The organism is Microbacterium testaceum, assembly GCF_020781835.1.
In the GTDB taxonomy this organism is placed as follows: domain Bacteria; phylum Actinomycetota; class Actinomycetes; order Actinomycetales; family Microbacteriaceae; genus Microbacterium; species Microbacterium testaceum_H.
In genome coordinates this window covers 455,401-477,771 of record NZ_JAJGNJ010000002.1, presented here as the reverse complement: position 1 = coordinate 477,771, position 22,371 = coordinate 455,401, and the positions used below count along the sequence as shown (strand labels likewise).

Here is a 22,371-nt window from a genome sequence, read left to right as displayed (position 1 = left end):
GAACCGCAGGGCCGCTCGGCCCTGCCGCCCCGGCTCATCCGAGCCCGGGCAGATTCATGCGACAGCCTCAGGTGGGCCAGGTTGGACACGTCCGTGGCGCCACCGAGGGCGTAGTCGTGGGTGTGGTCCACCTCGCAGCGGATGGCGGGGGCGGTGCAGCCGGGCCAGCGGCAGTGGCGGTCGCGGGCGCGGAGGTGGCGGTCGATCGCGGTGGTGCGGTGGTAGGTGTCGGTGCGCAGCACCGCCCCGGTGACGGGGTGGGTCACGACACGATCCCAGGGCAGAGCCGTGGCCTCGGCAAGGGCCCGAGCAGTGGTGGCATCGATAGGCCCGTGCCCCACGAGGTCGGCGGGGTCGAGGTTCTCGTCTCCCGGCCGCAGCATCGTCAACGCGGGGACGACGACCTGCACGCGTGCGCGGATCGAGCCGAGCGTGCCGGGGCCGTCGTCGACGCGGGTGGGGTCGGCGTCGGGGGCGGCGGTCAGGAGCAGGTCGGCGAGGATGTCGGCGCGTAGCTGATCGGCGGTCCGCGTGTCGGCTGCACCCCCGGTGTCCGGGTTCATCGGTGCTTCTCGACGCAGATCGACGAGCGCCGCACTCTGCTGCACGAGCCGGTCATAGATCCCCACCGCCAGCACCGTGGGCAGCGTCGCGATCAGGTCGGACATGCCGTCCTCCCCCGGCACGACCCGCACGCACCGGGTCTGGCGTCCCCGCCGGTGACGTTCTGTCAGGGTCGTCGGCTGCAGCGACTCGGTCAGCGCGGCCAGGCGGGTCTTCAACCGCCCCGGGCTCAGGCCCTCAGCGGTGGCGACGGCGAGCACGTCGAACTCGTGGCGCCGTTCGAGGGGCAGCGGGGTGCCGGCATCCACGATCACCCGCACGTGCGCCCGGGTCAGCACGCCCGCCTCCCACGCATCGAGGGTCACAGGAAAGTCGTCGGCGAGGGTCATCGCCCGACTGATCTGCGCCTGCACGCTGCGGTCCGACACGCACTCGGCCGCCGCGATCTCGGACGCGACCTCCCGCAGCGCCATCTCCGCCGCCTTCGACGAGGCCCGCACCCCCGCGGCAGCGTCGAGGGCGAGGTGCCCCGCGCGCGCGAGCGCGCGCACGCGCCGGGCTTCGGCGGAGGCGACCTCGGCATCCACTCCGCGCACCTCGGCCAGCACCGACGACAGGGCCGCAACCCCATCATCCGGTGACGGCAGAGGCGGCTCGAAGGTCATGTATGCATGCTAGCCAGAGCCTCCGACACCGAAGCGGACCCCGGAGGACAGATGGGGATAGGTCGGGGGTGCGGCAGGGTGTGGAGGATCGGCGAACCGGCTGAGCGCAATGACAACAGGCGCGTGACCGGGTTTTTCTCCCACCACCGCAAGGGCGGGTGAAGTTCGATCGAACGACGTGGCCTGGCAGCGGCCGGGCCCGCGGCAGCGGCCGGGCCCGCGGGAGCGGCGGGTGGTGACGCTCGGCTGAGCCGCACGACGCTGATCGGCCACCGGGTCCACCGGGCACGGACGCGAGGCCACTCCGGAGGATGCAGATCACGCCTCTCATTAAGCTCGAGGAGATGAGCGCATCAGTGGACGGGAGCCTGGTCTCGGCCGCCATCGTCGCCTATCTCGGGTGGGGACGCGGACCCCACCCCGGGTCCGACGCGCAGGCGGTCACGGATCTCGCGCAACGCCACGGCATCCCCGCCTTCGACCTTGCGCGCGCCGTGGAACAGGCGGTTGCGACGGCGAACACGATCCGGGTGGACGATGCCGCGCACGATGCGGGCCCTCGCTTCGAAGCCCGCCTCCGCGCTGTGCTCCCTTCGCTCGAGCGCGACGCCGTCGCGGCACTGACCTCCCGCGCCTTCTGGTACGCGCGGTGGGACGGCGGAGAGCCGCCCGCCGCGCACATCGCCCCTCACGCCGAGCGGTCGGCGGATCGACACGCGACCACCGCGACGCCCGCACCTCGCCAGTACTGGCGACACTCGACGAGCCTCGGGACCCGCTACTTCGCCCTCTCGGACGGGCGGGACTTCCTCCTCGAAGGCGGGGAGTGGGTGCCCTACGACCGTTACAGATCCGGCCCGAGCTGGTGGCGACTCACCGGCGAGAGCGACGCGGACATCGTCGACAGGTCGGAGTTGCCCCCCGGTACGCCGGACTGACCGCCCACGCGAACGCCGGCCGGCCCGCACGAAGCGGTACCGGCCGGCGTCGGGAGGCAGGCCCGAAGAGACCGTTCTAGGAGACGGTCTCCACTGCCTCCGTGACGGGCACCAGGTCGGCGGTGTGGTACGAGAAGACCAGACGCGCCGGCACCGACCCCGCGAGCACCTCCTCGACCGAGCGGTTGACGTCCTCCAGATCGCGGGTCTGCGTGATGACCCGCGTGCGACCGAGGGCGTGGAGGGCGAACACCTCCACGAGGTCCTGCCGGGTGCCCACGATGGAGCCGATGACGTGGATGCCCTTGAGCACCGTGTCGAAGACCGGAACGGTCAGTTCACCTCCGGCCGGCAGCGAGACGAGCACCAGCCGGCCGCCCCGGTTGAGCGCGTCGAAGGCCTGACGGAACACCGCCGGGGCGACCGCGAGGACGATCGCGGCGTCGGCCCCTCCGAGCCGCCGGATGGCCTCGACGGGGTCGCCGCTGCGCGCGTTCACGACGTGGTCGGCCCCGAGCTCGGTCGCCAGCTGCAGCTTCTCGTCCGTCACGTCGACGGCGATCACCTTCGCCCCGACGAGGCGGGCGTACTGGATGGCCAGATGTCCGAGCCCGCCGATTCCGAACACCGCGACGGTCTCCCCCGGTGTGATCCGCGCGTTCTTGACCGCCGCGTACGTCGTGACGCCGGCGCATGTCAGCGGGGCCGCGTCGAGAGGCGAGACACCGTCGGGCACCGCGACGGCGAAGCGGGCGTCGGCCAGCATGTACTCGGCGTACGCTCCGTCGACGGCGTACCCGTTGTTGAACTGCTGCTCGCACAGGTTCTCCCGCCCGTCGACGCAGTACCGGCATTCACCGCACGCGTGGCCGAGCCACGGCAGCGCGACACGCTGGCCCACGGTGCGCGTGGTGACACCGGCCCCGAGTTCCTCGATGATGCCGACACCTTCGTGGCCGGGGACGAGCGGCAGCCGGGGCTTGACCGGCCAGTCACCGTTCATCGCGTGGATGTCGGTGTGGCACAGCCCGCAGGTCTCCAGCCGGACCAGCACCTGTCCGGGACCGGGGTGGGGAATCTCTCGCTCCTCCACCCGGAGGGGGGAACCGAACTGTTCGACGACTGCTGCACGCATGATCTCTCCTTCGATCGTTTGTGTGACCCGAGTCTCCGCCGCGTGTCGGGCTCTCGGAGGGTCGAAGGTCCCGTCGGGTCGGCCGGCGCGGTTGCACCCTGGAAGCAAGCCGATGACGGCACGAGCGAAGGAGCGACCATGAGCGAGACCATTGCGGTCGGCGTGACAGAGGCATCCGGGTCCCAGCGGGCGCTGGAGTGGGCGATCGAACGCGCCGTCGCACGACGCGAACGGCTGCTGCTGGTCTCCGTCGTGGGCTCGGGCCGCGGCGTGGGTGGCGAACAGACGCTTCTCGACCGCGCGACGCGGACAGCCGAGACGATGCTCGACTCCGCGGCGACGCGCGCACGTACTGCGGGGGCGGATGCCGAGACGCTGCTGGAACGGGGCGACCCCGTGGCCCGGCTGCTCGATGTGTCGCAGCGCGCCGACCTGCTCGTGCTCGGCAGCGATTTCGCGAAGGGCGGGTCTCGCCTCCGCGGAGTCCGTGGTGTGCGCATCACGGCCGCGGCGCACTGCGCCGTGGTCGTCGTCCCGGACGACGGCACGCACGGACGCACCGGTGTCGTGGTGGGCGTCGACGGGTCGGAGTCCTCCGAGAAGGCCGTGAGGTTCGCCGCGGCAGAGGCGGACCGGCTGGGTGAGCCCCTCCGCGCGGTGATGACGTGGTCTCCCGTCCCCGTTCCCTTCGAGATGGACGACTACCCGGTGGACTATCTCGACCGCATGCAGGACCTCACCACGGAGGCCCTGGCGATCTCCCTCGCGGGGCTCCGCCAGGACTACCCCGACCTCTCGGTGACCACCGTCGTGGAGTCCGGGTATCCGGCGGCGGTCCTCGCACGTGAGGCGCACAACGCCCGACTGCTCGTCGTCGGCAGCCACGGACGCGGAGCGATGGCACGCTTCCTGCTGGGCTCGACCAGCCAGGCACTGCTGACGGACCTGCCGACGGTGACCGCCGTCATCCGGTGAGCCGGCGGGCCACAGCCGGATGATCGATGTGGCGGACAAGCGGTGACCGGTGTCCACCCCGGTCGCTGCTCGCGCGCCGAGCGGTCAGCCGTCCGCCAGCGGCGTGAAGCTCGGGATCGGATGCGGCCGACGACCGGCGGGCGGGGGGAGTTCGGGCGACGGAGTGAGGATCTGGGTCCGCACCGGGCCCTCCGGCTCATCGCCGCGCTCGCGGAAGCGTCGGCCCGTCACGCTCCGCGGCTGGATACGGATGACGAAGGGCTTGGCGGTGGGACTCATCGATCGCACCTGCGCGTGCCTGCTGGCCAGGATCTCGGCGTCCACATCCACCCGGGCCGCTTCTCCGCGCAGGACCACGCTCCACCACTGGTCGGCATCCTTCCCGTCGACCTCGAAGGCGACGGTCGGCCGCGACCGCAGGAAGCGGAGCTTGGCATCGTTGGCACTGCGGAGGTACAGGACGCCGTCGCGGCCGGCGAAGTTCACCGGGTAGATCCGGGGTTCGCCGGACGCGTCGACGAGAGCGAGCCGACCGAGGCGCTGGGTCTCCAGAAGACGCCAGCACTCGGCCGTGCTCAGTGCGGTGACGGATGCGGCGGTGGGCTCGTTGCTCATGGTGCTCCTCCTCCCTCGAGTCCACCGCCCGCGCGCGCGTCGTGACGGGTCGAAGGTCCTCCCACGCTGGCCAGAGCGGAACGTCGGCCGTAGATTGGAGTCGGGGAGAGGGGGTGCCGATGACAGGCGAGACGCACCGGCCCCTCCCCGCCGTGGCTCGTGCCGGATCGGCCGGCGACACCGAGGCACCGATCGCTTCGGCGGAACGGTTGCACTCCCCCCGGGAACGTCTGCGCGGCATGTTGCGCGCGATCGACACCGTGGTGGGAGAGATCGAACTGGCCGTCGTCCTCCGGCGCGTCGTGGAGGCGGCCGTCGAGCTCGTGGATGCCGAGTTCGGGGCGCTCGGCGTCATCGCCGCCGACAGATCGTCCCTGGACCAGTTCATCCACGTCGGCCTCGCCCCGGAGGACGCAGCGGCGATCGGGCATCTGCCGCGCGGGCACGGCATCCTGGGTGCGCTCATCGCCGACCCGGAGCCGATCAGGCTGGCCCACCTCGCAACCGATCCACGAGCCGCCGGCTTCCCTGCCCACCACCCCGGCATGGACTCGTTTCTCGGGGCCCCCGTCCGGGTTCGTGGCGAGGTGTTCGGCAACCTCTACCTGACCAACGCGCGTCGGGGCTCGTTCTCGGCGGAGGACGAGGAGCTGGTGCGCGCGCTGGCGTCCACGGCGGGATTCGTCATCCAGAACGCTCGGCTCTTCGACGAAGCCCGCACGCGCGCGACGTGGATGGCGGCGACGGCGGAGGTGTCGGCGGCGATTCTGTCCACCCCGCCGGACGCCGTCTTCGACCTCGTCGCCGGACGCGTACAAGAGCTCTCGGCGGGGACGCAGGTGACCGTGGTGACCCCGACCAGTGACCCGGACGTCCTCCGCGTCGCCGCTGCGCGCGGTCCCCACGAGCAGGACGTGCTGGGCCTGAGCTCGTCCGGGAGCGCAAGCATCGCGGCCGCGGCGATGGAGAGCGGCGGCGTGCGGGTCGCCACCGCTGCGCGCTTCCCCGACCGGCTCGACCCGGCGTTGGTGACGGTGGGCGAGGAGACCGGTCCGGCGATGGCCGTGCCGATGCGTACGCGCCAGCGGACCTGGGGTGCGCTCAGCGTGGCTCGGGCGCCCGGCGAGCGGGGGTTCACCGCGGTGGAACTCGAGGTGCTCGGCGATCTCGCCTCGCAGACGAGCATCGCGCTGGAGCTCTCCCATGCCCGTAGCGACCAGCAGAAGGCGATCCTGAGCGAGGAGCGGGCCCGCATCGCGCGCGATCTGCACGATCATGTCATCCAGCAGGTCTTCGGAGCCGGCCTCACCCTGCAGTCGGTGGCCCTGACTCTGGACGACCCCCACGACCGGAACCGCGTCGACGAGGTCATCCGGCAGCTGGACGACGCGATCGCACAGATCCGCACCGTGATCTTCGCCATCTCCGCACGCGACGGGGCGTCGCTCCGCCACCGTCTCATCGACGTGGTCGCGGAGGTCTCGGGGTCTCTGCGCCGACCGCCCGCCCTGCGGTTCTCCGGCCCGGTGGACCATGCCGTCTCCGGCTCGCTGGGAGAGGACGTCGTGGGCGTGGCGCGCGAGCTGTTGAGCAACAGCGTGCGTCACGCGCATGCGCACAGCATCTCGCTGGATGTCGGAGTCACGGAACGGGCCGTGTCGGTCATCGTCACCGACGACGGCATCGGAATCCGGGACGACCGCAGAAGCGGCCTGGCCAACCTCGCGGACCGCGCCGAGGCGCGCCGAGGGACGATGACACTCGACACGGGTGAGCACGGCACGCGCGCCGAGTGGCGTGTCCCCCTCCCCGCACCCGAGAACGAGGGACGGATGCCATGACGCGTGTCTTCCTGGTCGATGACCATGAGATCGTACGGCGCGGGCTGGCCGACCTGATCGACGGCGCGGCCGGCCTCGAGGTCGTCGGCGAAGCGGGGGGCGTGCGGCAGGCTTTGTCGCGCATCGAGGCGGCCCGGCCGGACGTGGCCGTGCTCGACGTGCGGCTGCCCGACGGCAGCGGCATCGACCTGTGCCGTCAGATCCGCTCGGCGATGCCTCACGTCGCCTGCCTGATCCTCACCGCCTATGACGACGACGCCGCCACGTCCGCCGCGGTGCTGGCGGGCGCCTCCGGATACCTGCTGAAGAACATCGCCGCGATGCGCCTCCTGGAAGACATCCGCGCCGTCAGCGCCGGACGCGCGCTGTTGAACACCGAGGCGGCCGCCCGCGCCGCGTCGAATCTGCGCGAGCGCTCCGACGACGAGGACCCCCGGCTCGGTTCTCTCGGCCTGCGGGAACGTCAGGTCCTCTCCCTCATCGCCGACGGGCTGACCAACCGCCAGATCGGCGAACGGCTCGGGCTGGCGGAGAAGACGATCAAGAACTACGTGTCGTCCCTCCTGATGAAGCTCGGGATGGAGTCGCGAACCCAGGCGGCCATCTTCCGCGTCGAACACCGGGAGCAGTGAGTCGCGGGACCTTCTGCCCATCCCGGCCACGGCCCTCCCTTCTACGCTCGGTCCGTCTGAAGGGAGCGACGCATGGAACGGGTGGTTCTGGGCCACGACGGCAGCCCGGCCGCGGAAGCCGCGCTGGAGTGGGCAGCCGAGAGGGCCCGTTCCCGGCGCACCGAGATCGAGGTCGTCCTCGTCACCAACATGTTCCTGTCGGATCGCCAGGAGGCGGACAGGATCCTGGATGGTGCCGCCCGACGCTGGCACGCCCTCGTTCCGGACGCGCCGGCCGACGTGACGCGCCTCGACGGACTCATGCCGGCCGCCCTGACCGATGCCGCCAGGGGCGCCGATCTGCTCGTCCTCGGCGTGCACCCGGGGTTCCGCACGCGCACGATGCTCACCGGATGGGTGCCGCCCCGCGTCGCCGCCCAATCGCGGATTCCGACTGCGCTCGTTCCGACCGGGTGGTCGGCGACCGACGACCCGGTGACCGTCGGTGTGGACGACGACGACTCCTCGTCCGCGGCGCTCCTCTTCGCTGCGGCCGCGGCCTCGGCCCGCCGGGTGCCGCTGCGCGTGGTGCACTCCTGGCTCATGCGCACCTCGGGGTCGCGCGGGACCGCGGAGCCCGGACGGAGTCCTCGCGACGTCGCCGCCGCTCACGAACGCGTCCTGGAAGCGGCGGTCGCGCGCGTCCGCGAGCTCCACCCCGACGTCGCGGTCGTGACGGAACTGGTTCGAGACAACCCCACCTCGGCGTTGACACGCGTGGCCGACCGCAGCAGCGACGTCGTCATCGGCACGCACGGGCGCGGCGTCGTCGCGGGCGCGTTCCTGGGCTCGATCGGCCTGGATCTCATCGGCACGTTGCACCGGCCGATCTGCGTCGTTCCGCACACCCGTCCTCCGGTATGAGCGGGGACGGCGGCGCGAGGCCACGCGCCGTCACGCGCGGCGCGAGGGCCGCTCAGCCCCGTCGCGGTCCCGGCATCCGGAATCGCTGCGTCCACGTCCAACCGGTTCGCGTGAGCACATCCGAGTCGACGACGACCGCCGTCACCTGGACGAGGGCCATGACGAAGTAGACGGCCTGCAGGACCGAGAACGGGATGTACATCATCTGCACGAAGATCCAGATGAACATCACCAGGCCGGCGAGCGCGGAGACGAGGGGCGCGGCGCCGGATCTGCGCAGCTGCATGATGCACGCGACCCCCTGGAAGCCGCCGAGGAACAGGATGAGCGCGAGACCGGGGATCAGGTACGAGGAGAACGGCGTCCCCACGAGGTAGTCCGACGGCGGCTTCCACGTCGACTCCAGGCTCGCATCCACGGCGCTGAGGACGAGCACGGCCCCACCCGCGAGCGCCGTGAGCGAGACCAGAGCGTGCGAACCGATGAGCACCCAGCGCAACGCCACGCTCATCGCTGGGCCCCCTTCGGGGGGAAGCCCGCGGGCGGTACGACCACGATGGGGCATCCGGCCCGCCACAGCATGTCCTGGGCGACCGACCCGGTGTACCCGCCGACGAGCACGCCCTCTCTGTGCGTGCCGATGACGATCATGGTCGCGTTCGGCGCGTGATCCAGGAGAGCCTCGGCCGAGTGCGAGCGGACGAGGTCCGACTCGATGTGCAGGTCGGGGAATCGGCGCTGGAGGGACTGCGTGGCCGCGTCGAGGAGGTCGCGGTGCTCCTGGAGCACCCGGTCGGGCCGAACGAGGAGGGCGGCGGAACCGTCCAGGGCGGGCTCCGGCAGGTGCCAGGCGTGCACGACCCGCAGCCGGCGCGACGTCTCGCCGGCTTCCTTCGCCGCGAACTCCAGCGCTTCCGCCGACGACGAGTCCTCGTCGACGCCGACCGTCACGCTGCCCTCTCGCGGCACCCATCCCGCCGGGACGATGCACACCGGCGGCACGGACCGTGCGATCACGCGGACGGGAAGCCACCCGCCCAGCGCCGCGCGGAGCGGATGCGCCGGATCTACGCCGATGACCAGGAGGTCCGCGTCGGCCGAGAGCTCTCCGAGCGTCCGGGCGACCCCGCCCTCAGCGCGATGGAACCGGACCGCCTGTCCCGGCGCGGCCTCGTGGAGGATGTGCTCGGCTTCTGCCCGCAGGTCGGCAGTGGCTTTCCGGCGACCGGAGACCTCCCCCACCACGTGCACCAGCTCGACCTCGGCAGCGTGCGCCGCGCAACGGTGCCCCACCCACGCGAGAGCGGCGCGCGACGCGGCCCGGTCATCGACGCCGACGACGATGTTCTCCATGGCAGCCTCCCCGAGCCGTATCCCTTCTCGCACGGTAGACCGCGACCGGCGCCGGCCGGTGGGCCGAAGGTCCCGCAGGCATGGGACGTCGTGGGACCTTCGGCCCGCCCGCGACCGCGCGCGATGCGATGCACTGGTCTCGACGAGCGGCCCGAGTCCGATGTCGCCCGCAGACGAAGGAGAGACGACGTGCCCACACGTTCCACGGTCGACCCCCGGCCGATCCGCCCTGTCGACATGTCGCTTCCACCCACGGAGGCCATCGACATCAGCGAGCTCGCCGCCGCACCGGAGGACACCGAGCGACGGTGAGCGCCCGCGGCACCGGGCGATGCGACCGGCGCGGGATCTCGCTCCGACGGCCTCCTACTCGGCGGCTTCCTCGCCGATGTCCTCCGCCCACAACGTGGGGTGGGCGTCGATGAAGCGCGACATCATGTCGACGCACTCCGCATCGTCCAGCACCGTGATCTCGACCCCCCGGCTTCGCAGCAGCTCTTCTTCACCGAGGAAGGTCTCGTTCTCACCGATGACGATGCGCGGGATCTTGTAGAGGATCGCCGCTCCCGTGCACATGGCGCAGGGAGACAACGTCGTGACCAGGGTCGCGCGCGCGTACTCCGCCGCCGTCAGACGACCGGCGTTCTCGAGACAGTTCATCTCGGCGTGGTGGATGGCGCTGCCGTCCTGCACGCGGCGGTTGTATCCCGTGGCGACGAGCTCCCCGTCCAGGAAGAGGGCCGAACCGATGGGCACACCGCCCTCCGCCTCACCGGTTCGCGCGGCATCGATCGCGGCCTGGAGTTGAGTACGTGCGGTCTGCGTCATCGAGCGCTTCGACTTTCTTGAGCGGGCGGGGGGCGCACCACGATCGGGTGACGAGGAGAAGCTACCGGGACCGTGTTACGGGAATGTACGCGGGGGACGTACGGACCGGCACCGGCCCAGGACAGCCCGGGGGACGCATCATCTCGCCGCTCCCGCGTGCGCGCCGCGGGTCGCGGCGGCCGCCTTCGCCTCGCGCCGGTGACGGTGCAGCACGCGCTCGGTGTACCCGTTGGGCTCGGTGGCACCCGTGGCCACGAGCTCGACGGCGGCCCGGAAGGCGGGGCCGGAGAGGTCCGGGCTCATCGGACGGTAGCCGGGATCATGCGCGTTCTGCTCGTCGACCAGCGCCGCCATCCTCGCCATCGCCTCGTGGACGCGATCCTCATCGACGACGCCGTGGCGGAGCCAGTTCGCGACGTGTTGGCTGGAGATGCGGAGCGTGGCGCGATCCTCCATCAGCCCGACACCATCGAGGTCGGCAACGGTCGAGCATCCGACTCCCTGGTCGACCCATCGCACGACGTAGCCGAGGATCGACTGCAGGTTCGTCTCGAGCTCTCGCTCGATCTCGTCCTCGGTCCACGCATCCGCCGGGGCCAGCGCAAGCGACAGCAGCTCCTCGAGACCGGGAGATCCGGCACCTGCGAGGTCCGCGTGGACGGCGAACGGGTCGATGAGCAGGTAGTGCAGCGCGTGCAACGTCGCGGCGGTCGGCGAGGGCACCCACGCGGTCGTCGCGCCCGACCCGGGATGCGCGGCCTTCTCCGCCAGCATCCGGTTCATGCGATCGGGCATCGCCCACATCCCCTTGCCGATCTGTGCTCGACGGTCCATTCCGGCCGCGAGGGCAGCGGCGACGTTGCGCCGCTCGTACGCCGACATCCACGTGCTGGAGCGCAGATCCGTCTTGCGCACGACCGGCCCGGCCTCGAACGATGTGTGGATCTCATCGCCGGAGCGGTCGAGGAACCCGGTGTTGACGAAAGCGATCCGCGAGGACGCCGCGGCGATGCAGGCCGGCAGATTCGCAGAGGTGCGCCGTTCCTCATCCATGAGGCCGAGCAGCAGCGTACGTTCGGGGAGGTCGAGCACCCTCTCCACGCGCGCGAGCAGGTCGACGACGAAGGCCACCTCGTCGGGCCCGTGCAGCTTCGGCATGACGACGGTCAGTCCCGTCGGTTCGGCAGCGCCGCCGGCCGCCGCCGCGCGCAACCGCGGCACGGCGCACAAGGCTGTGATGAGCACGTCGAGGAACGATTCTCCAATGGCGGCCTCGTCGGCGCGCACCATGTCGGTCGCCATGTGGATTCCCACGCTGCGCACGAGCATGTGCGAGCGGCCGGGGAGCACGAGCACACCTCCGTCTGGAGCACGGTAAGTGCGGTCGTCCGCCAGAGCGCGTTCGACGACGCGGCCGTCCTTCACGAACGTCGTCCGCAGGTCTCCGCGGTTCAGCCCCAGCCAGACCCGGTAGGCGTCCGCCTTGTCGTCGCCGTCGACGACCGCGACGGAGTCCTCGAAGTCGACGATCGTGCTCAGAGCCGACTCGAGTCGGACATCGTCGACGCCCGCCGGATCCGATCCGCCGAGCCGACCGTTGCGATCGATGTGCAGTTCGAGATGAAGATCGTGACGACGTAGGAGGATGAGCGACGGGTCGCGGGGGTCACCGCGGTACCCGCGGAAGCTCTCCGGATCCCGCAGTGCCGTGAGCGTTCCGTCATCCAGCTGCACCTGCAACTCGGCACCGTGCACAGAGTAGGCGCGTGCGCGAGCGTGAGAGCCGACCGCCAGCGGCAGCACGTCGTCGAGCAGCTCTCTCACCGCTGCGACGACCACGGCCGCACGCCCTCTGTCCCAGGGTGCGGGCGGCCCCGCCGGTCGAAGGGCATCCGTGCCGTAGAGCGCGTCGTACAGCGACCCCCATCGGGCGTTGACGGCGTTCAGTGCATAGCGTCGGTTGGTGACGGGGACGACGAGCTGCGGTCCCGCGCAGCGCAGCTCCTCGGCAACGCCCGCCGTCGTGACGGGAACGACCTGCGGCGGCTCGGGTCGCAGGTAGCCGATGTCGGCGAGATGGGATCGATACGCCTCGGCGTCGTAGGGATGGGTGCGATGCCACTCGTCGATCTCGGCTTCCAGTCGCCGCCGCTCGGCGAGCAGCGCACGGCGCCTCGGCTCGAGATCGGCGATGATCGCTGCGAGCCCCTCGTCGAATCGCGCCGCAGGGATCCCTGCCGACGGCAGCGCCTCATCCAGAAGGAAAGCACGGAGCGCGGGTTCGAACGCCAGAGCGCCGGAGAAGTCGTTCACGTCGTCCCGCCCGTCGAGTCATCCGTGGCCGGGCCGGGCTCGACGGCATCCCGTGCACGACCGTGCGTGTCGAGGTGATCGCGCCACGAGCGGCGGGGCGTCCAGCCGAACAGACGCGCGGCCTTGCTCGAATCGATGCCGCTCGCGTCGATACGCGCGAGGGGACGCACGTCCACCTCGGGGTGGGCGCGCGACACGGCCGCCGCCAGGTCACGGCCGCCGATGTTGTCGGCCGCGGCGGCGTAGACGACCTCGTGGCCCGCGTTCGGATGGTCGATGCACAGCGCGATGAGATCTGCGAGGTCGCGGACGTCGATGTACGCCCAGAAGACCGCCGAGGTCAGCTCCGGGTCCTCGAAGAAGGGCCGCAGGTTCGCCTCGTACGTGTCCGGCGTGAGAACCCACGTGGGTCGGAGGGAGACCGCGCTGCCCCCGGAACGCGCGACGAACGCATCGCACAGAAGCTCCGACACGCGCTTGGACAGTCCGTAGGCATCGTGCGCCCGGTCGGGGAGCGACTCGTCGATGGGGCACACTTCCGCCACGAACGGCCGGTGGGCCCACGTCATCCCCGAGACCGAGTCGCTGGAGAGGTTCACCAGCCGAGGGATGCCGCCGGCCACCATCGCCTCGATGACATTGAAGGTGGAGCTGACGTTGGTGGTGAACACCTCGTGCGCCACGTTGCGCCGCGGCTCCGGGATGCCGGCGGTGTGCACCACCGCATCGACATCGCGAACGACGGCGAACGCGTCGCCGGCGACGGTCAGGTCGGCCTTGACGTAGGGGATCTCGTTGTCCTCGTGCGCGTCATACACCGGCGGGCGCACATCGGTGCCGCGGACATCGTGCCCGGCGGCGAGAAGGCGGCGCACGACCTCCCGGCCGACCTTGCCGCGGGAGCCGGTGACGAGGATTCGCTTCGCTGTCATGAAGTTCACTCTGGCACCCGCCTCACGTGTCGATGAAGGCGCGGCGCCCCGCCTCGATGGCATCCACGTCGAGTTCGATGCCGAGCCCGGGACCGCTCGGGATGGCGAGGGTGCCGTCCACGATGGCGTCGATACCGAAGCCGGCACGCGGTGCGACCCGGTCCAGCATCGGGGAGAGATGGAAGGGGTATTCGATGACGTCGACGGTCGGCAGTCCGGCGGCCACGATCGCGTTCGCGGCGATCGTGATGGGGCTGCCGTGCAGATGCATGACGACGCGGGCGCCGCGGCCGAGGGCCGCCTGCCCCATCCGGTGCGCCTCTCCCATACCGCCGCAGATCGACGCATCCGGCTGCACCACGGAGATGGCCGCGGCATCCGTGGTCTCCAGCATGTGATCGGTGCTGAAGAGGTGTTCGCCGTACGCGATGGGCACGGCCGATGCGTTCGAGATCTGCGCGATCGCCCCCATGCGGGTCGCGGCCACGGGTTCCTCGAACCAGCCGACCCTCAGATCGGCGAGGCGTTGGGCCATCTCGCGCGCCTCGGCGACGGAGAACAGCTCGCTGCCGTCGACCATGATCTCGATGTCGGGCAGAAGCTCGCGCAGGTCCGCCAGCACGGCCATGGCGCGCTGCCACTGCTCTCCGATGCGCATCTTGATGATGCCGACGCCGCGCGACAGCAACGGCTGGAGCAGGTCGAGATGTCCTTCCGCGGAGCGCGACTCGAGGAAGTGGCTGTTGCCCGCATACACCCGGAGACGGTCGCGCAGCCGTGCGGTCCCCATGGTCAGGGGCGCGCCCGCCTCCCGCGCGGTCGCGTCGCGGACGGCGATCTCGACGGCGCTCAGCGATTGCGCGACCGAGTAGGTGGAACCGAGGGTTCGAGCCACCGCCCGACGGGTGGCTTCGAGCCCGGCGAGCGCGGCATCCCCCGCAGCTCCGAGAACGGCGGGCGACCAGACATCCTCGACCAAACGCGCGAGCACGGTCGGGTAGGAGATCCCGAAGCTGTCGCACGCCTCACCCCACCCCACGGCGCCGTCACTGGTCTCGACCCGGACGAAGAACAGACTCATCTCGGCGTAGTCGGTGCGCAGGCGCACGGGATAAGGGGTGACGGAGGCGATCGACATGGTGCGGTGCTTTCTGAGGGGTCCGGTAGGGGCGGGCGCGGGAGAGGCCGGAGGGATGCGACCTCTCCCGCACCGGGTCAGCGGCCGTAGCTGATGGAGGTGTCCAGGAACTCGTTGGTGTAGATGTCCGTGGCCTTCAGATCGGGAGCCGTTTCGACGCCGGTCGTGGCGTAGATGTCGATCAGGGCGTCGGTGGTCTCGGTCATGCGATCGGCGTCGAAGGATCCGAAGACACCGTCTGTGCCATCGGCGACGAGGTTCTCGTCGCGCATGACGTCGTGCACGTACATCGCCAGCTCCGGGCTGACCTGGAAGAACTGGTCGATCTCGACGAGGTAGTCCGAGATGGCCTTGTTCACGGGCTCGGGGTCGTTCATGTAGTCGATCTGCGCCTGCTGCATGGCCGGGACGAGCTGAGCGAGGCAGTCGGCCTGCGATTCGATGACCTCCGGCTTCCCGGACCAGGCCGCCGGGTAGATGTCGTACCCGGTGTCGGCGATCAGCAGCGAATCGACGTCGCGTCCGTAGTCGGGGTAGTCGACCTTGAGGCGGTACGGCTCCTGCGTGATGTACCCCTGCATGACGACCGGCTCGCCCGAGACCAGACGGGTGACGGAGCCGTCGAAGGAACCGTCGACCTGGTCCTGACGCACGTCGCCTTGCGCGATGAGGTAGTCCATGTACGTCGCGCCCTGGAAGTACAGGACGGTCGCGTCGCTCGCCGCGATGTCCGACATGTCGTCGAACGAGTAGCGTTCGGGATCCCACAGCAGGATCTGCGGGTTCTTCTGCAGCGGAGTGAAGACGGCGGTCGTGGGCTGCGACGCCGAGAGTTTCACCGACTCGTCCGTGTCGATCATGGCGAGCATGATCGAATCGTCCGAGTACAGCAGTGCGGTCGACTGCTGGAAGCCGATGAACGGACCGCCCGAACGCACCTCGATGGTGATGTTCGGGTCGGCGATGGCCGGACCCGAGTAGATTCCGGCATCGGCGTCGGTCGTGGCCGATTCAGGGTCGATGAGGGCATACGCGGCAGAGTGCTCGGGTTCGGGGAACCAGTTGGTCTGCAGGACGACGGTGGACGGGCACGCGTTCAGCGCACCGTCACCACCCGCGGCCTCGGCGTCGACAGCGGCAGATGACGCATTGCTGCAACCGGCGAGACCGAGCGACAGCAGTGCGGCCGCGCCGACGGTGAGGAGGAGAGGTCGGGACGTGTGCATGGAAACTCCTTTGCGGGTGAAGGGGTGACTGCGGGTGGAGCGGAGACTGCGGGTGGAGCGGAGGAGAGTGCGCAGCGGTGTGGCGGTGGTCAGCGGCGGTCGGGGTGGTACCAGCGCCCGACGACCAGACGCGAGATGACGCCGAAGATCCAGAAGACGACCAGCCCCAGGAACGAGGCGAGGATGATGGCGCCGTAGAGCATCTCGCCGTCGAGCAGATTGCGGTACGTGTCGATCGCGAGGCCGATCCCGGACTCCCCGCGGCGGAAGAAGAAGTCGGCGACGATCGCGCCCACGACGGCCATTCCCGCGGAGATCCGAAGGCCTGTGAAGAGGGCGGGGAGCGCGGCGGGGAACTGCAGCCGCCGCAGGATCGTCCAGCGGCTCGCGCGCTTGAGCCGGAACAGGTCCCGCATCTGCGGGCTTGCCGACTGCAATCCGAAGAGGGTGTTGGTGACGATCGGGAACAGGGAGATGAGGACGACGACGAGGATGCGGCTTCCGAAGCCGTAGCCCAGGGCGAAGGCGATCAGTGGCACGATCGCGAGGATCGGCACGCTCTGGAGCGCGACGGCGTAGGGATAGAGGGTCGTCTCCACCCACCGGGCCTGACTCATGAGCACGGCGGTACCGATGCCGAGCACGGCGGCGATGACGAGCCCCGTCATCGCGACGAGTGCGCTGGCACCGAGGGGCCGGAGCAGCTGCGCGAGGTTGTCCGGGTCCAGGAACGCCGAGACGACGATCTCGTGCGGCATCGGCAGGATGAACCTACGCGACGGCGAGAGCAGGACCGCGCTGGTGAAATACCACAACGCGACGACGAGCGCGGCGAACGCGAGCGGCAGGACGAGGGACTTCCAGCCCAGACGCTTCATGCCGAGGCCTCCTTCAACGTGTCGGAGATCTCCGCGCACAGCGAGGCGAACTGAGGCGAATATCGGGTGAGTTCGTCACGGGTGTCGCCGAACGGCACCGCGTACTCCGCGATGACGCGGCCCGGGTGTGCGCCCATCACGACCACGCGCGTCGCCATGTACACTGCTTCCGCGATCGAGTGCGTGACGAAGACACCCGTGAAGCCTCGATCGAGCCAGAGCGCACGCACGTCGTCGTTGAGCTTCTCGCGCGTCATCTCGTCGAGCGCACCGAAGGGCTCGTCGAAGAGGAACACGTTCGGCTCGTTGACGAGGGACCGCGCCAGCGATGCTCGCATGCGCATGCCGCCGGAGAGCTGGTGCGGCAGATGCTTCGCGAACCTCCCGAGGCCCACGAGGTCGAGGGACGACCGGACCCGGCGGTCGACCTCCGATCTCGGCAGGTGGTCGAGCTCGCCGAACAGCGCCGCATTCTTCTCGACACTGAGCCACGGCAGCAGCGTCGCGTCCTGGAAGACGTATCCGATGCGGTCGCTTCCCACGTCCACCGTGCCGGACGTCGGGGTGTCCAGCCCGGATGCCAACCGCAAGAGGGTCGACTTACCGCAGCCGGACGGCCCCAGAAGCGCGACGAACTCGCCGGGCGCGATGCGCAGATCGACGCCGGTGAGCGCGACGGTGCCGTTGGGGAACCGCATCTCGACGCCGGAGAATGCGAGTGGCGCACCAGACATCTGACCTCCCTCGAAATATTGACATCATCAATATTGAGGAAGATTGTTTCGAGGGCGTTACTACGCGTTGCGCGTGGGTGAAGGTCTCAGCGGCGAATCATCTATGCATGTCGCCAATATCCCGGCTTCCCTCCTCGGGAGCTGCCTGCGCCACCAGCAGACGCGCGGGCCAGCGGCCGGTGACACGCCACCGATGGCGGACCCCACCGGCGAAGTAGAGCGTGTCCCCCGGCCCGAGCGCGTGCACCCCGCGGTCGGCGAGGTCGACCTCGAGATGCCCCGACACGACGTAGATGAACTCGGCGCCGGGGTGCTCGTAGTAGTCCTCGAACTCCGTCACGCTCGAGACGAACTCCATCGGATACATCGCCCGCTGCCCGACGACGAGCGCCTTGGCCTGCCCGTTGGACTGCGTCACCATGGACCCCTGATCGACGCGGACGAGGCTCACGGCGTCGTCGTCGATCTCCGCCGCGTTGTCGGCCGCCGGCCGTCGCCCGGAGAGGAGGGCCGGGGTCGTCGTATCCAGTGCGGAGGCGAGCCGGTGCAGAGAGGGCATGCTCGGGCGCGCGCGCCCTCGTTCGATCTGGCTGAGAAAGGGTTGCGACAGACCGGCGAGCTGCGCGAGCGCGACCAGCGTGTGACCCCGCTCCTTCCGCAGGGCGCTGATGCGCCGGCCCAGCTCGATCATCATCTGCTCGTCACTGAGGTCGCTTCCGGCTGCCATGGCACAACCATACGAGTCGACCCGAGAGAGAGCGAAAGCCCCGCGATCTCACGGATTCCGGAGTTCGCGGGGCTTCGACGATGGCGGTGACGGTGGGATTTGAACTCTTATCCGATCGCATTACTGGCGCAGGCGTGACCGGTACTTCCCTTTCGTGGCGGGGGTCGTGACCTTGCGAGTCCGAGCTTCGATGAGTCCGAGATGTCCTCGACTTTGCCCACGATCTGGCCCACGGGCTCGGGTCCAGTTCCGTGCTGGCCGAGCGCCGACCTCTCTTACCGGTTCCGGAAACGGTCGACGAGGAGATTCGGCGCAGGAAGGTTTCGGCACGGAGTTACGGCACGGCGTGTCGACGGCGCCACGTCGCAGCTCGCGACTGTCCCGGAAACGATCAGTTTTGAACGTTTGCGGAAACCCACAAAGGCGGACCAATAGCTGTCTCGATGACCACACGCGTCAACTAGGGCGCATCGTGCGCGCCTCGCGCGGGCTAGCCTCAACAGGTCAGCATCCGATGTATAGTCATCACATGCTGACCATTGCTTCGCGACTTGACGTTATGAACCGGCTCGGCCGGGCCATGGCTGATCCGACCCGCTCTCGAATCCTGATGACGTTGCTCGACGAGCCGAGCTATCCGGCTGTCCTTTCCCGCGATCTTGGACTGTCACGGTCGAACGTGTCGAACCACCTCACGTGCCTTCGTGACTGTGGGATCGTGGTGGCGGAGCCCGAGGGTCGGCAGACGCGCTACGAAATCGCGGACCCTCACCTTGCAGCGGCGTTGATGACGCTCGTAGACGTGACGTTGGCGGTCGAGGAGAGCGCACCTTGCGTCGACTCCTCCTGCACCGTGCCGGGTTGCTGTGGAACGGAGGCGAGCGCATGAGCGCGATTCTGAGCGGCGAACGTCGCGCGAAGCTGCACCGTCGAGTGCGTTTCATCGTGGGCTTCACGATCTCCTACAACGTCATCGAGGCGATCGTCGCGATTTGGGCCGGCACCCTGGCGTCGTCCGCAGCGCTGATCGGCTTCGGCCTCGACTCCATCGTGGAAGTGCTGTCAGCCGCAGCAATCGCCTGGCAATTCACGAGGAAAGACCCCGAACGCTGGGAGAAGGTCACTGTTCGCGCAATCGGCCTCGCGTTCTTCGCTCTCGCCGCCTACGTGGCCGTCGACGCCGTAATGAGCCTGATCACTCAGGAAGGACCGGAGCACAGCCCGCTCGGCCTGGGCATTACCGCACTGAGCTTGGTCATCATGCCGCTTCTGGCGTGGTTCGAAGTGCGCACCGGTCGCGAACTTGACTCCAAGAGCGTCATGGCCGATGCCAAGCAGCTCATCCTGTGCGTCTACCTCTCGGGGGCCGTGTTCATCGGCCTCATTCTCAACACCCTGTTCGGATGGTGGTGGGCCGACTCCGTAGCTGCTCTCGTGGTTGCCGTTCTCGCGGTCCGTGAAGGCATCGAGGCTTGGCGCGGCGACGTGGAGTCACCGTTCGAAGTGCTAGAAGACCTTTCTGACGACGACGACCACTGAACGGTAGGCAAAACTAACTCAGACCCCGCTGGCCCGAAACTGTGCGCCGAAACCCACTGTCCCGAAATCCAGTTTCGATACGGCACCCGTTTGCGGACCGCCCGCGGCCAACAGCGGATCACGGTCCCGGAAACGATCGTTTTCGGTGCAGCATCGACGATGCGCTGCCTGGGGCAGACGTCAGCTTGGACCTAGCTGAAGGGTGTGGGTCTGGTCGAAGCGGTCGCGCCCAGCCGTCGTTCTCCTCCTCGCTGCGCGCTTGCCTCCACCGCTCGTGGAAGACGGCTCTACTCCGTTGGGCAGCGCCGTTCTGCCGATTCGTTGTAGGAAGGCACTGGACGTGCTTCCGCGTCTGCCGATGTCGTCGCTGCGCCGTTGCGTTCGATGTCTTGGATGAGCCACTCCATTTCGAAGATCTCGCGTCGCTGCGCTTCGCTGATTTCGACAGCGAGTTCACACACCCGTACGTCTTGGATCTGGGCGCGCTCCGATCGCGTGATGGCGAGTGAGTGGTGCGGGATCATCGAGTTCATGAATCCTGTGTCGTTCACCAGGATCTGGCTGCGGTCGAGGAACACGCCCCCGCCGATGAGCAGCAAGCCGGCCGCGATGATGGCGATATTGGCTTTGGTGTTCTTGTACATGTTCAGCATCCAGCCGAGCATGACGAGGACCATGGTGCCACCCATGGTGAGAGCCATGAATACGCGGCTTTCGCTGAAGCGGATGTGGCTCCATTGCCAGGAGCCCACGAACATCACCCAGTACATGATGACCATCGCTGTGAGGATCATCGCGCCGAATCGGATGTACATGTTCAACGGCTTGTGGGCCTTCTGCTGGCTTTGGCCGGTGCCTGCATTGCTGTTTGAAGGCATGGGAAAGAGACCCCTTCCGTTCGTAGATCTTCGGTGGGTGAGGGGTGTGATCAGAGGGTGTTGAGTAGCTCAGCGCAGGCGTTCTCGCAGCGACGGCAGGCTTCGGCGCAGATGCGGCAGTGGTCATGCATGTCGGCGTGTTGTTCGCATTCGTCCGCGCAGCTGGCACACGCGGTGCGGCAGGCTTCGAGGGCGGCCCGGGTGAGGTTGGCGTCGTAGCCGGTGTGGCGAGAAAGGATCCGGCCTGTTGCGTCGCAGAGGTCCGCGCAGTCCAGGTTGGTGCGGATGCACTTGGTGAGGTCGGCGACCATGTCTTCACTGAGACATGCGTCGGCGCACGCGGTGCACGCTTGGGCGCACTCCAGGCAGGCCTCGATGCACGCGACCAGCTTGTCACGGTCGATGTTTCCGAGGTCGCGCGGGTAGGTGTTCAGCATTTCTTGAATAACCATGGTGGTCTTCCTCTCGGTCGATCACCGCCCGCTCACACAGTAAGCCGAGGGAGCGGAACCCCGCAGGGGACTTGCACATGGTCGGGATGCGCGATATCAGGCATGTTGTCCTCGCCTGCTTGTCAGAGTCGGGGACGCGGATGAAGGAGCCGCCGCGCGGGGCGGTGAAAAACACGCGGCGGCTCCAGTCTGGGGCGCCTCGGGGTGAGACGCAGGGTTTTCAGCAGACTGCGTGGTCACGCAGCCAGGGCAGAGGGTCGGTGGCCGTGGTGCCACCTTGGAGAACTTCGAAGTGCAGGTGAGCCCCGAAGGAACGGCCGGTGTCGCCGGTGCGGCCGATGTACTGGCCGACACGGACGGTGTCACCGACCTCGACTTGCCGAGAGTCGTATTCCATATGGGCGTAGCGACTGGACACCGTTTGGCCATCGACGACGTGATCGATCACGATGGTGACGCCGAAGGCCCCGCCGTTGTCGGTGGCGACGCGCACGACGCCGTCTGCGATGGCTTGGATGTGTGCACCGGCGCCGGGGACGAAGTCGGTGCCCTCGTGCATCTTGCCGCTGCGCATGCCGAATCCGTAGGTGATGGGCACCCCGACCGCGTAAGGCCACTGGACCGCGCAAGTGGGGTCATTGCGGAACACTGCATCCGAGTAGTTGACGATGCCGGCGGTGCCCGCTAGGTCGACCAGCGTGCCGGTGGAGTAGCTGTCGCGGCTGAGGCTGACAGCGGTTCCGGCTTCTGCTGATGTCACGTACGCCTGGATGTCCTCGCTGAGCGCGCTGCGGGGAGTCGAGACGGTGTCGTCGTGCTCATGGGGAAGGGCTTCGGCGTCGACGGTCATGCCGATGGTCAGAACGCCGACGAGCCCGATGATGCGTGCCGAGAGAAAAGCCGCCCGTAGGCCAGCGGAACGGCGACGCACAGTGGCTGACGCGCCCACCTGCCTTTCCCGCTCGGGTGGGATACTCCGGGTCGAACTGGCTGGTTTCTCGGTGGCGTCTTCCGTTGCTGGTGTTGAAGTGAAGGAGAACAGGCGGGCCGCGGCTTCGAAGGGATCGATCGGCGGGTGTCCACCCCCCGGTGCCACTGTGTCATT

24 protein-coding genes are annotated in these 22,371 nt (G+C 68.9%); 8 read left to right on the top strand and 16 right to left on the bottom strand.

The features are described 5' to 3' along the window. On the bottom strand, window positions 1-1,229 hold a 1,229-nt coding region (locus LL239_RS04870; protein ID WP_228162314.1), incomplete at its 3' end, for an HNH endonuclease signature motif containing protein. Between the two features lie 344 nt (window positions 1,230-1,573). Here LL239_RS04870 and LL239_RS04865 point away from each other — a divergent pair. Further along, on the top strand, window positions 1,574-2,167 hold the full coding sequence (locus tag LL239_RS04865) for a hypothetical protein (protein ID WP_228162313.1): 594 nt from the start codon (window positions 1,574-1,576) through the stop codon (window positions 2,165-2,167). A gap of 76 nt (window positions 2,168-2,243) precedes the next feature. On the opposite strand, the gene adhP is transcribed toward LL239_RS04865, so the two are convergent. Next, window positions 2,244-3,302, bottom strand: a complete 1,059-nt coding sequence (gene adhP / locus LL239_RS04860) for an alcohol dehydrogenase AdhP (RefSeq protein WP_228162312.1) — start codon at window positions 3,300-3,302, stop codon at window positions 2,244-2,246. 138 nt (window positions 3,303-3,440) lie between these two features. Here adhP and LL239_RS04855 point away from each other — a divergent pair, with 138 nt between their 5' ends. Beyond that, complete coding sequence (locus tag LL239_RS04855) at window positions 3,441-4,277, top strand: universal stress protein (protein ID WP_228162311.1); 837 nt, start codon at window positions 3,441-3,443, stop codon at window positions 4,275-4,277. Between the two features lie 84 nt (window positions 4,278-4,361). Here LL239_RS04855 and LL239_RS04850 read toward each other — a convergent pair whose 3' ends face one another. Then, window positions 4,362-4,892, bottom strand: a complete 531-nt coding sequence (locus tag LL239_RS04850; protein ID WP_228162310.1) for a pyridoxamine 5'-phosphate oxidase family protein — start codon at window positions 4,890-4,892, stop codon at window positions 4,362-4,364. A gap of 119 nt (window positions 4,893-5,011) precedes the next feature. Between LL239_RS04850 and LL239_RS04845 the strand changes: the two genes are divergently transcribed. The 3 genes from LL239_RS04845 to LL239_RS04835 all read left to right on the top strand — a co-directional run bounded on the left by LL239_RS04845 (window position 5,012) and on the right by LL239_RS04835 (window position 8,268). Continuing rightward, the gene (locus LL239_RS04845) at window positions 5,012-6,733 is read left to right on the top strand and encodes a sensor histidine kinase (protein ID WP_228162309.1); all 1,722 of its coding nucleotides are present in this window, start codon (window positions 5,012-5,014) and stop codon (window positions 6,731-6,733) included. After that, window positions 6,730-7,365, top strand: coding sequence for a response regulator (locus LL239_RS04840; RefSeq protein WP_228162308.1), 636 nt, complete (start codon window positions 6,730-6,732; stop codon window positions 7,363-7,365). Before LL239_RS04845 ends, LL239_RS04840 begins: the two co-directional genes overlap by 4 nt. 72 nt (window positions 7,366-7,437) lie before the next feature. Beyond that, a complete protein-coding gene (locus LL239_RS04835) occupies window positions 7,438-8,268 on the top strand; it encodes a universal stress protein (protein ID WP_228162307.1) in 831 nt (276 codons plus the stop codon). Between the two features lie 52 nt (window positions 8,269-8,320). On the opposite strand, the gene LL239_RS04830 is transcribed toward LL239_RS04835, so the two are convergent. Both LL239_RS04830 and LL239_RS04825 read right to left on the bottom strand, forming a co-directional pair. Next, window positions 8,321-8,779, bottom strand: a complete 459-nt coding sequence (locus LL239_RS04830; RefSeq protein ID WP_228162306.1) for a hypothetical protein — start codon at window positions 8,777-8,779, stop codon at window positions 8,321-8,323. Then, entirely contained in the window at window positions 8,776-9,621 is an 846-nt protein-coding gene (locus LL239_RS04825; protein ID WP_228162305.1) for a universal stress protein, read from the bottom strand. The genes LL239_RS04830 and LL239_RS04825 overlap by 4 nt, the downstream gene beginning before the upstream one ends. Before the next feature lie 189 nt (window positions 9,622-9,810). Between LL239_RS04825 and LL239_RS17755 the strand changes: the two genes are divergently transcribed. Continuing rightward, window positions 9,811-9,933, top strand: coding sequence for a hypothetical protein (locus LL239_RS17755; protein WP_267188885.1), 123 nt, complete (start codon window positions 9,811-9,813; stop codon window positions 9,931-9,933). 54 nt (window positions 9,934-9,987) lie between these two features. On the opposite strand, the gene LL239_RS04820 is transcribed toward LL239_RS17755, so the two are convergent. From LL239_RS04820 to LL239_RS04785, 8 genes are all read right to left on the bottom strand, one after another. After that, window positions 9,988-10,449 carry a nucleoside deaminase gene (locus LL239_RS04820; protein ID WP_228162304.1) on the bottom strand — a complete coding sequence of 154 codons (462 nt, stop codon included), beginning with the start codon at window positions 10,447-10,449 and terminating at the stop codon, window positions 9,988-9,990. Window positions 10,450-10,587: 138 nt separating this feature from the next. Beyond that, on the bottom strand, window positions 10,588-12,762 hold the full coding sequence (locus LL239_RS04815) for a malate synthase G (RefSeq protein ID WP_228162303.1): 2,175 nt from the start codon (window positions 12,760-12,762) through the stop codon (window positions 10,588-10,590). Continuing rightward, window positions 12,759-13,694: an NAD-dependent epimerase/dehydratase family protein gene (locus LL239_RS04810; RefSeq protein WP_228162302.1), complete on the bottom strand. Its 936-nt coding sequence runs from the start codon at window positions 13,692-13,694 to the stop codon at window positions 12,759-12,761. Before LL239_RS04810 ends, LL239_RS04815 begins: the two co-directional genes overlap by 4 nt. A 22-nt stretch (window positions 13,695-13,716) precedes the next feature. Beyond that, window positions 13,717-14,832 carry a mandelate racemase/muconate lactonizing enzyme family protein gene (locus tag LL239_RS04805; protein WP_228162301.1) on the bottom strand — a complete coding sequence of 372 codons (1,116 nt, stop codon included), beginning with the start codon at window positions 14,830-14,832 and terminating at the stop codon, window positions 13,717-13,719. A 77-nt stretch (window positions 14,833-14,909) separates the two neighbouring features. Continuing rightward, window positions 14,910-16,058, bottom strand: a complete 1,149-nt coding sequence (locus LL239_RS04800; RefSeq protein WP_228162300.1) for a hypothetical protein — start codon at window positions 16,056-16,058, stop codon at window positions 14,910-14,912. Between the two features lie 89 nt (window positions 16,059-16,147). After that, window positions 16,148-16,936 carry an ABC transporter permease gene (locus tag LL239_RS04795; RefSeq protein WP_228162299.1) on the bottom strand — a complete coding sequence of 263 codons (789 nt, stop codon included), beginning with the start codon at window positions 16,934-16,936 and terminating at the stop codon, window positions 16,148-16,150. Continuing rightward, the gene (locus tag LL239_RS04790) at window positions 16,933-17,670 is read right to left on the bottom strand and encodes an ABC transporter ATP-binding protein (RefSeq protein WP_228162298.1); all 738 of its coding nucleotides are present in this window, start codon (window positions 17,668-17,670) and stop codon (window positions 16,933-16,935) included. The genes LL239_RS04795 and LL239_RS04790 overlap by 4 nt, the downstream gene beginning before the upstream one ends. A gap of 97 nt (window positions 17,671-17,767) precedes the next feature. Further along, window positions 17,768-18,397 carry a helix-turn-helix domain-containing protein gene (locus LL239_RS04785; RefSeq protein WP_228162297.1) on the bottom strand — a complete coding sequence of 210 codons (630 nt, stop codon included), beginning with the start codon at window positions 18,395-18,397 and terminating at the stop codon, window positions 17,768-17,770. 529 nt (window positions 18,398-18,926) lie between these two features. Here LL239_RS04785 and cmtR point away from each other — a divergent pair. Together cmtR and LL239_RS04775 are read left to right on the top strand one after the other, a co-directional pair. Continuing rightward, window positions 18,927-19,286, top strand: coding sequence for a Cd(II)/Pb(II)-sensing metalloregulatory transcriptional regulator CmtR (cmtR, locus tag LL239_RS04780; RefSeq protein ID WP_228162296.1), 360 nt, complete (start codon window positions 18,927-18,929; stop codon window positions 19,284-19,286). Then, window positions 19,283-19,936, top strand: coding sequence for a cation diffusion facilitator family transporter (locus LL239_RS04775; protein ID WP_228162295.1), 654 nt, complete (start codon window positions 19,283-19,285; stop codon window positions 19,934-19,936). Before cmtR ends, LL239_RS04775 begins: the two co-directional genes overlap by 4 nt. Window positions 19,937-20,223: 287 nt before the next feature. On the opposite strand, the gene LL239_RS04770 is transcribed toward LL239_RS04775, so the two are convergent. The 3 genes from LL239_RS04770 to LL239_RS17995 form a co-directional block, all read right to left on the bottom strand. Next, the gene (locus tag LL239_RS04770; RefSeq protein ID WP_228162294.1) at window positions 20,224-20,814 is read right to left on the bottom strand and encodes a DUF305 domain-containing protein; all 591 of its coding nucleotides are present in this window, start codon (window positions 20,812-20,814) and stop codon (window positions 20,224-20,226) included. A gap of 50 nt (window positions 20,815-20,864) precedes the next feature. Continuing rightward, window positions 20,865-21,266 carry a four-helix bundle copper-binding protein gene (locus LL239_RS04765; protein WP_228162293.1) on the bottom strand — a complete coding sequence of 134 codons (402 nt, stop codon included), beginning with the start codon at window positions 21,264-21,266 and terminating at the stop codon, window positions 20,865-20,867. Window positions 21,267-21,486: 220 nt separating this feature from the next. Continuing rightward, window positions 21,487-22,362 (bottom strand): M23 family metallopeptidase, encoded by an 876-nt coding sequence (locus tag LL239_RS17995; protein ID WP_228162292.1) that lies wholly within the window; start codon window positions 22,360-22,362, stop codon window positions 21,487-21,489. Between the last annotated feature and the right edge of the window lie 9 nt (window positions 22,363-22,371).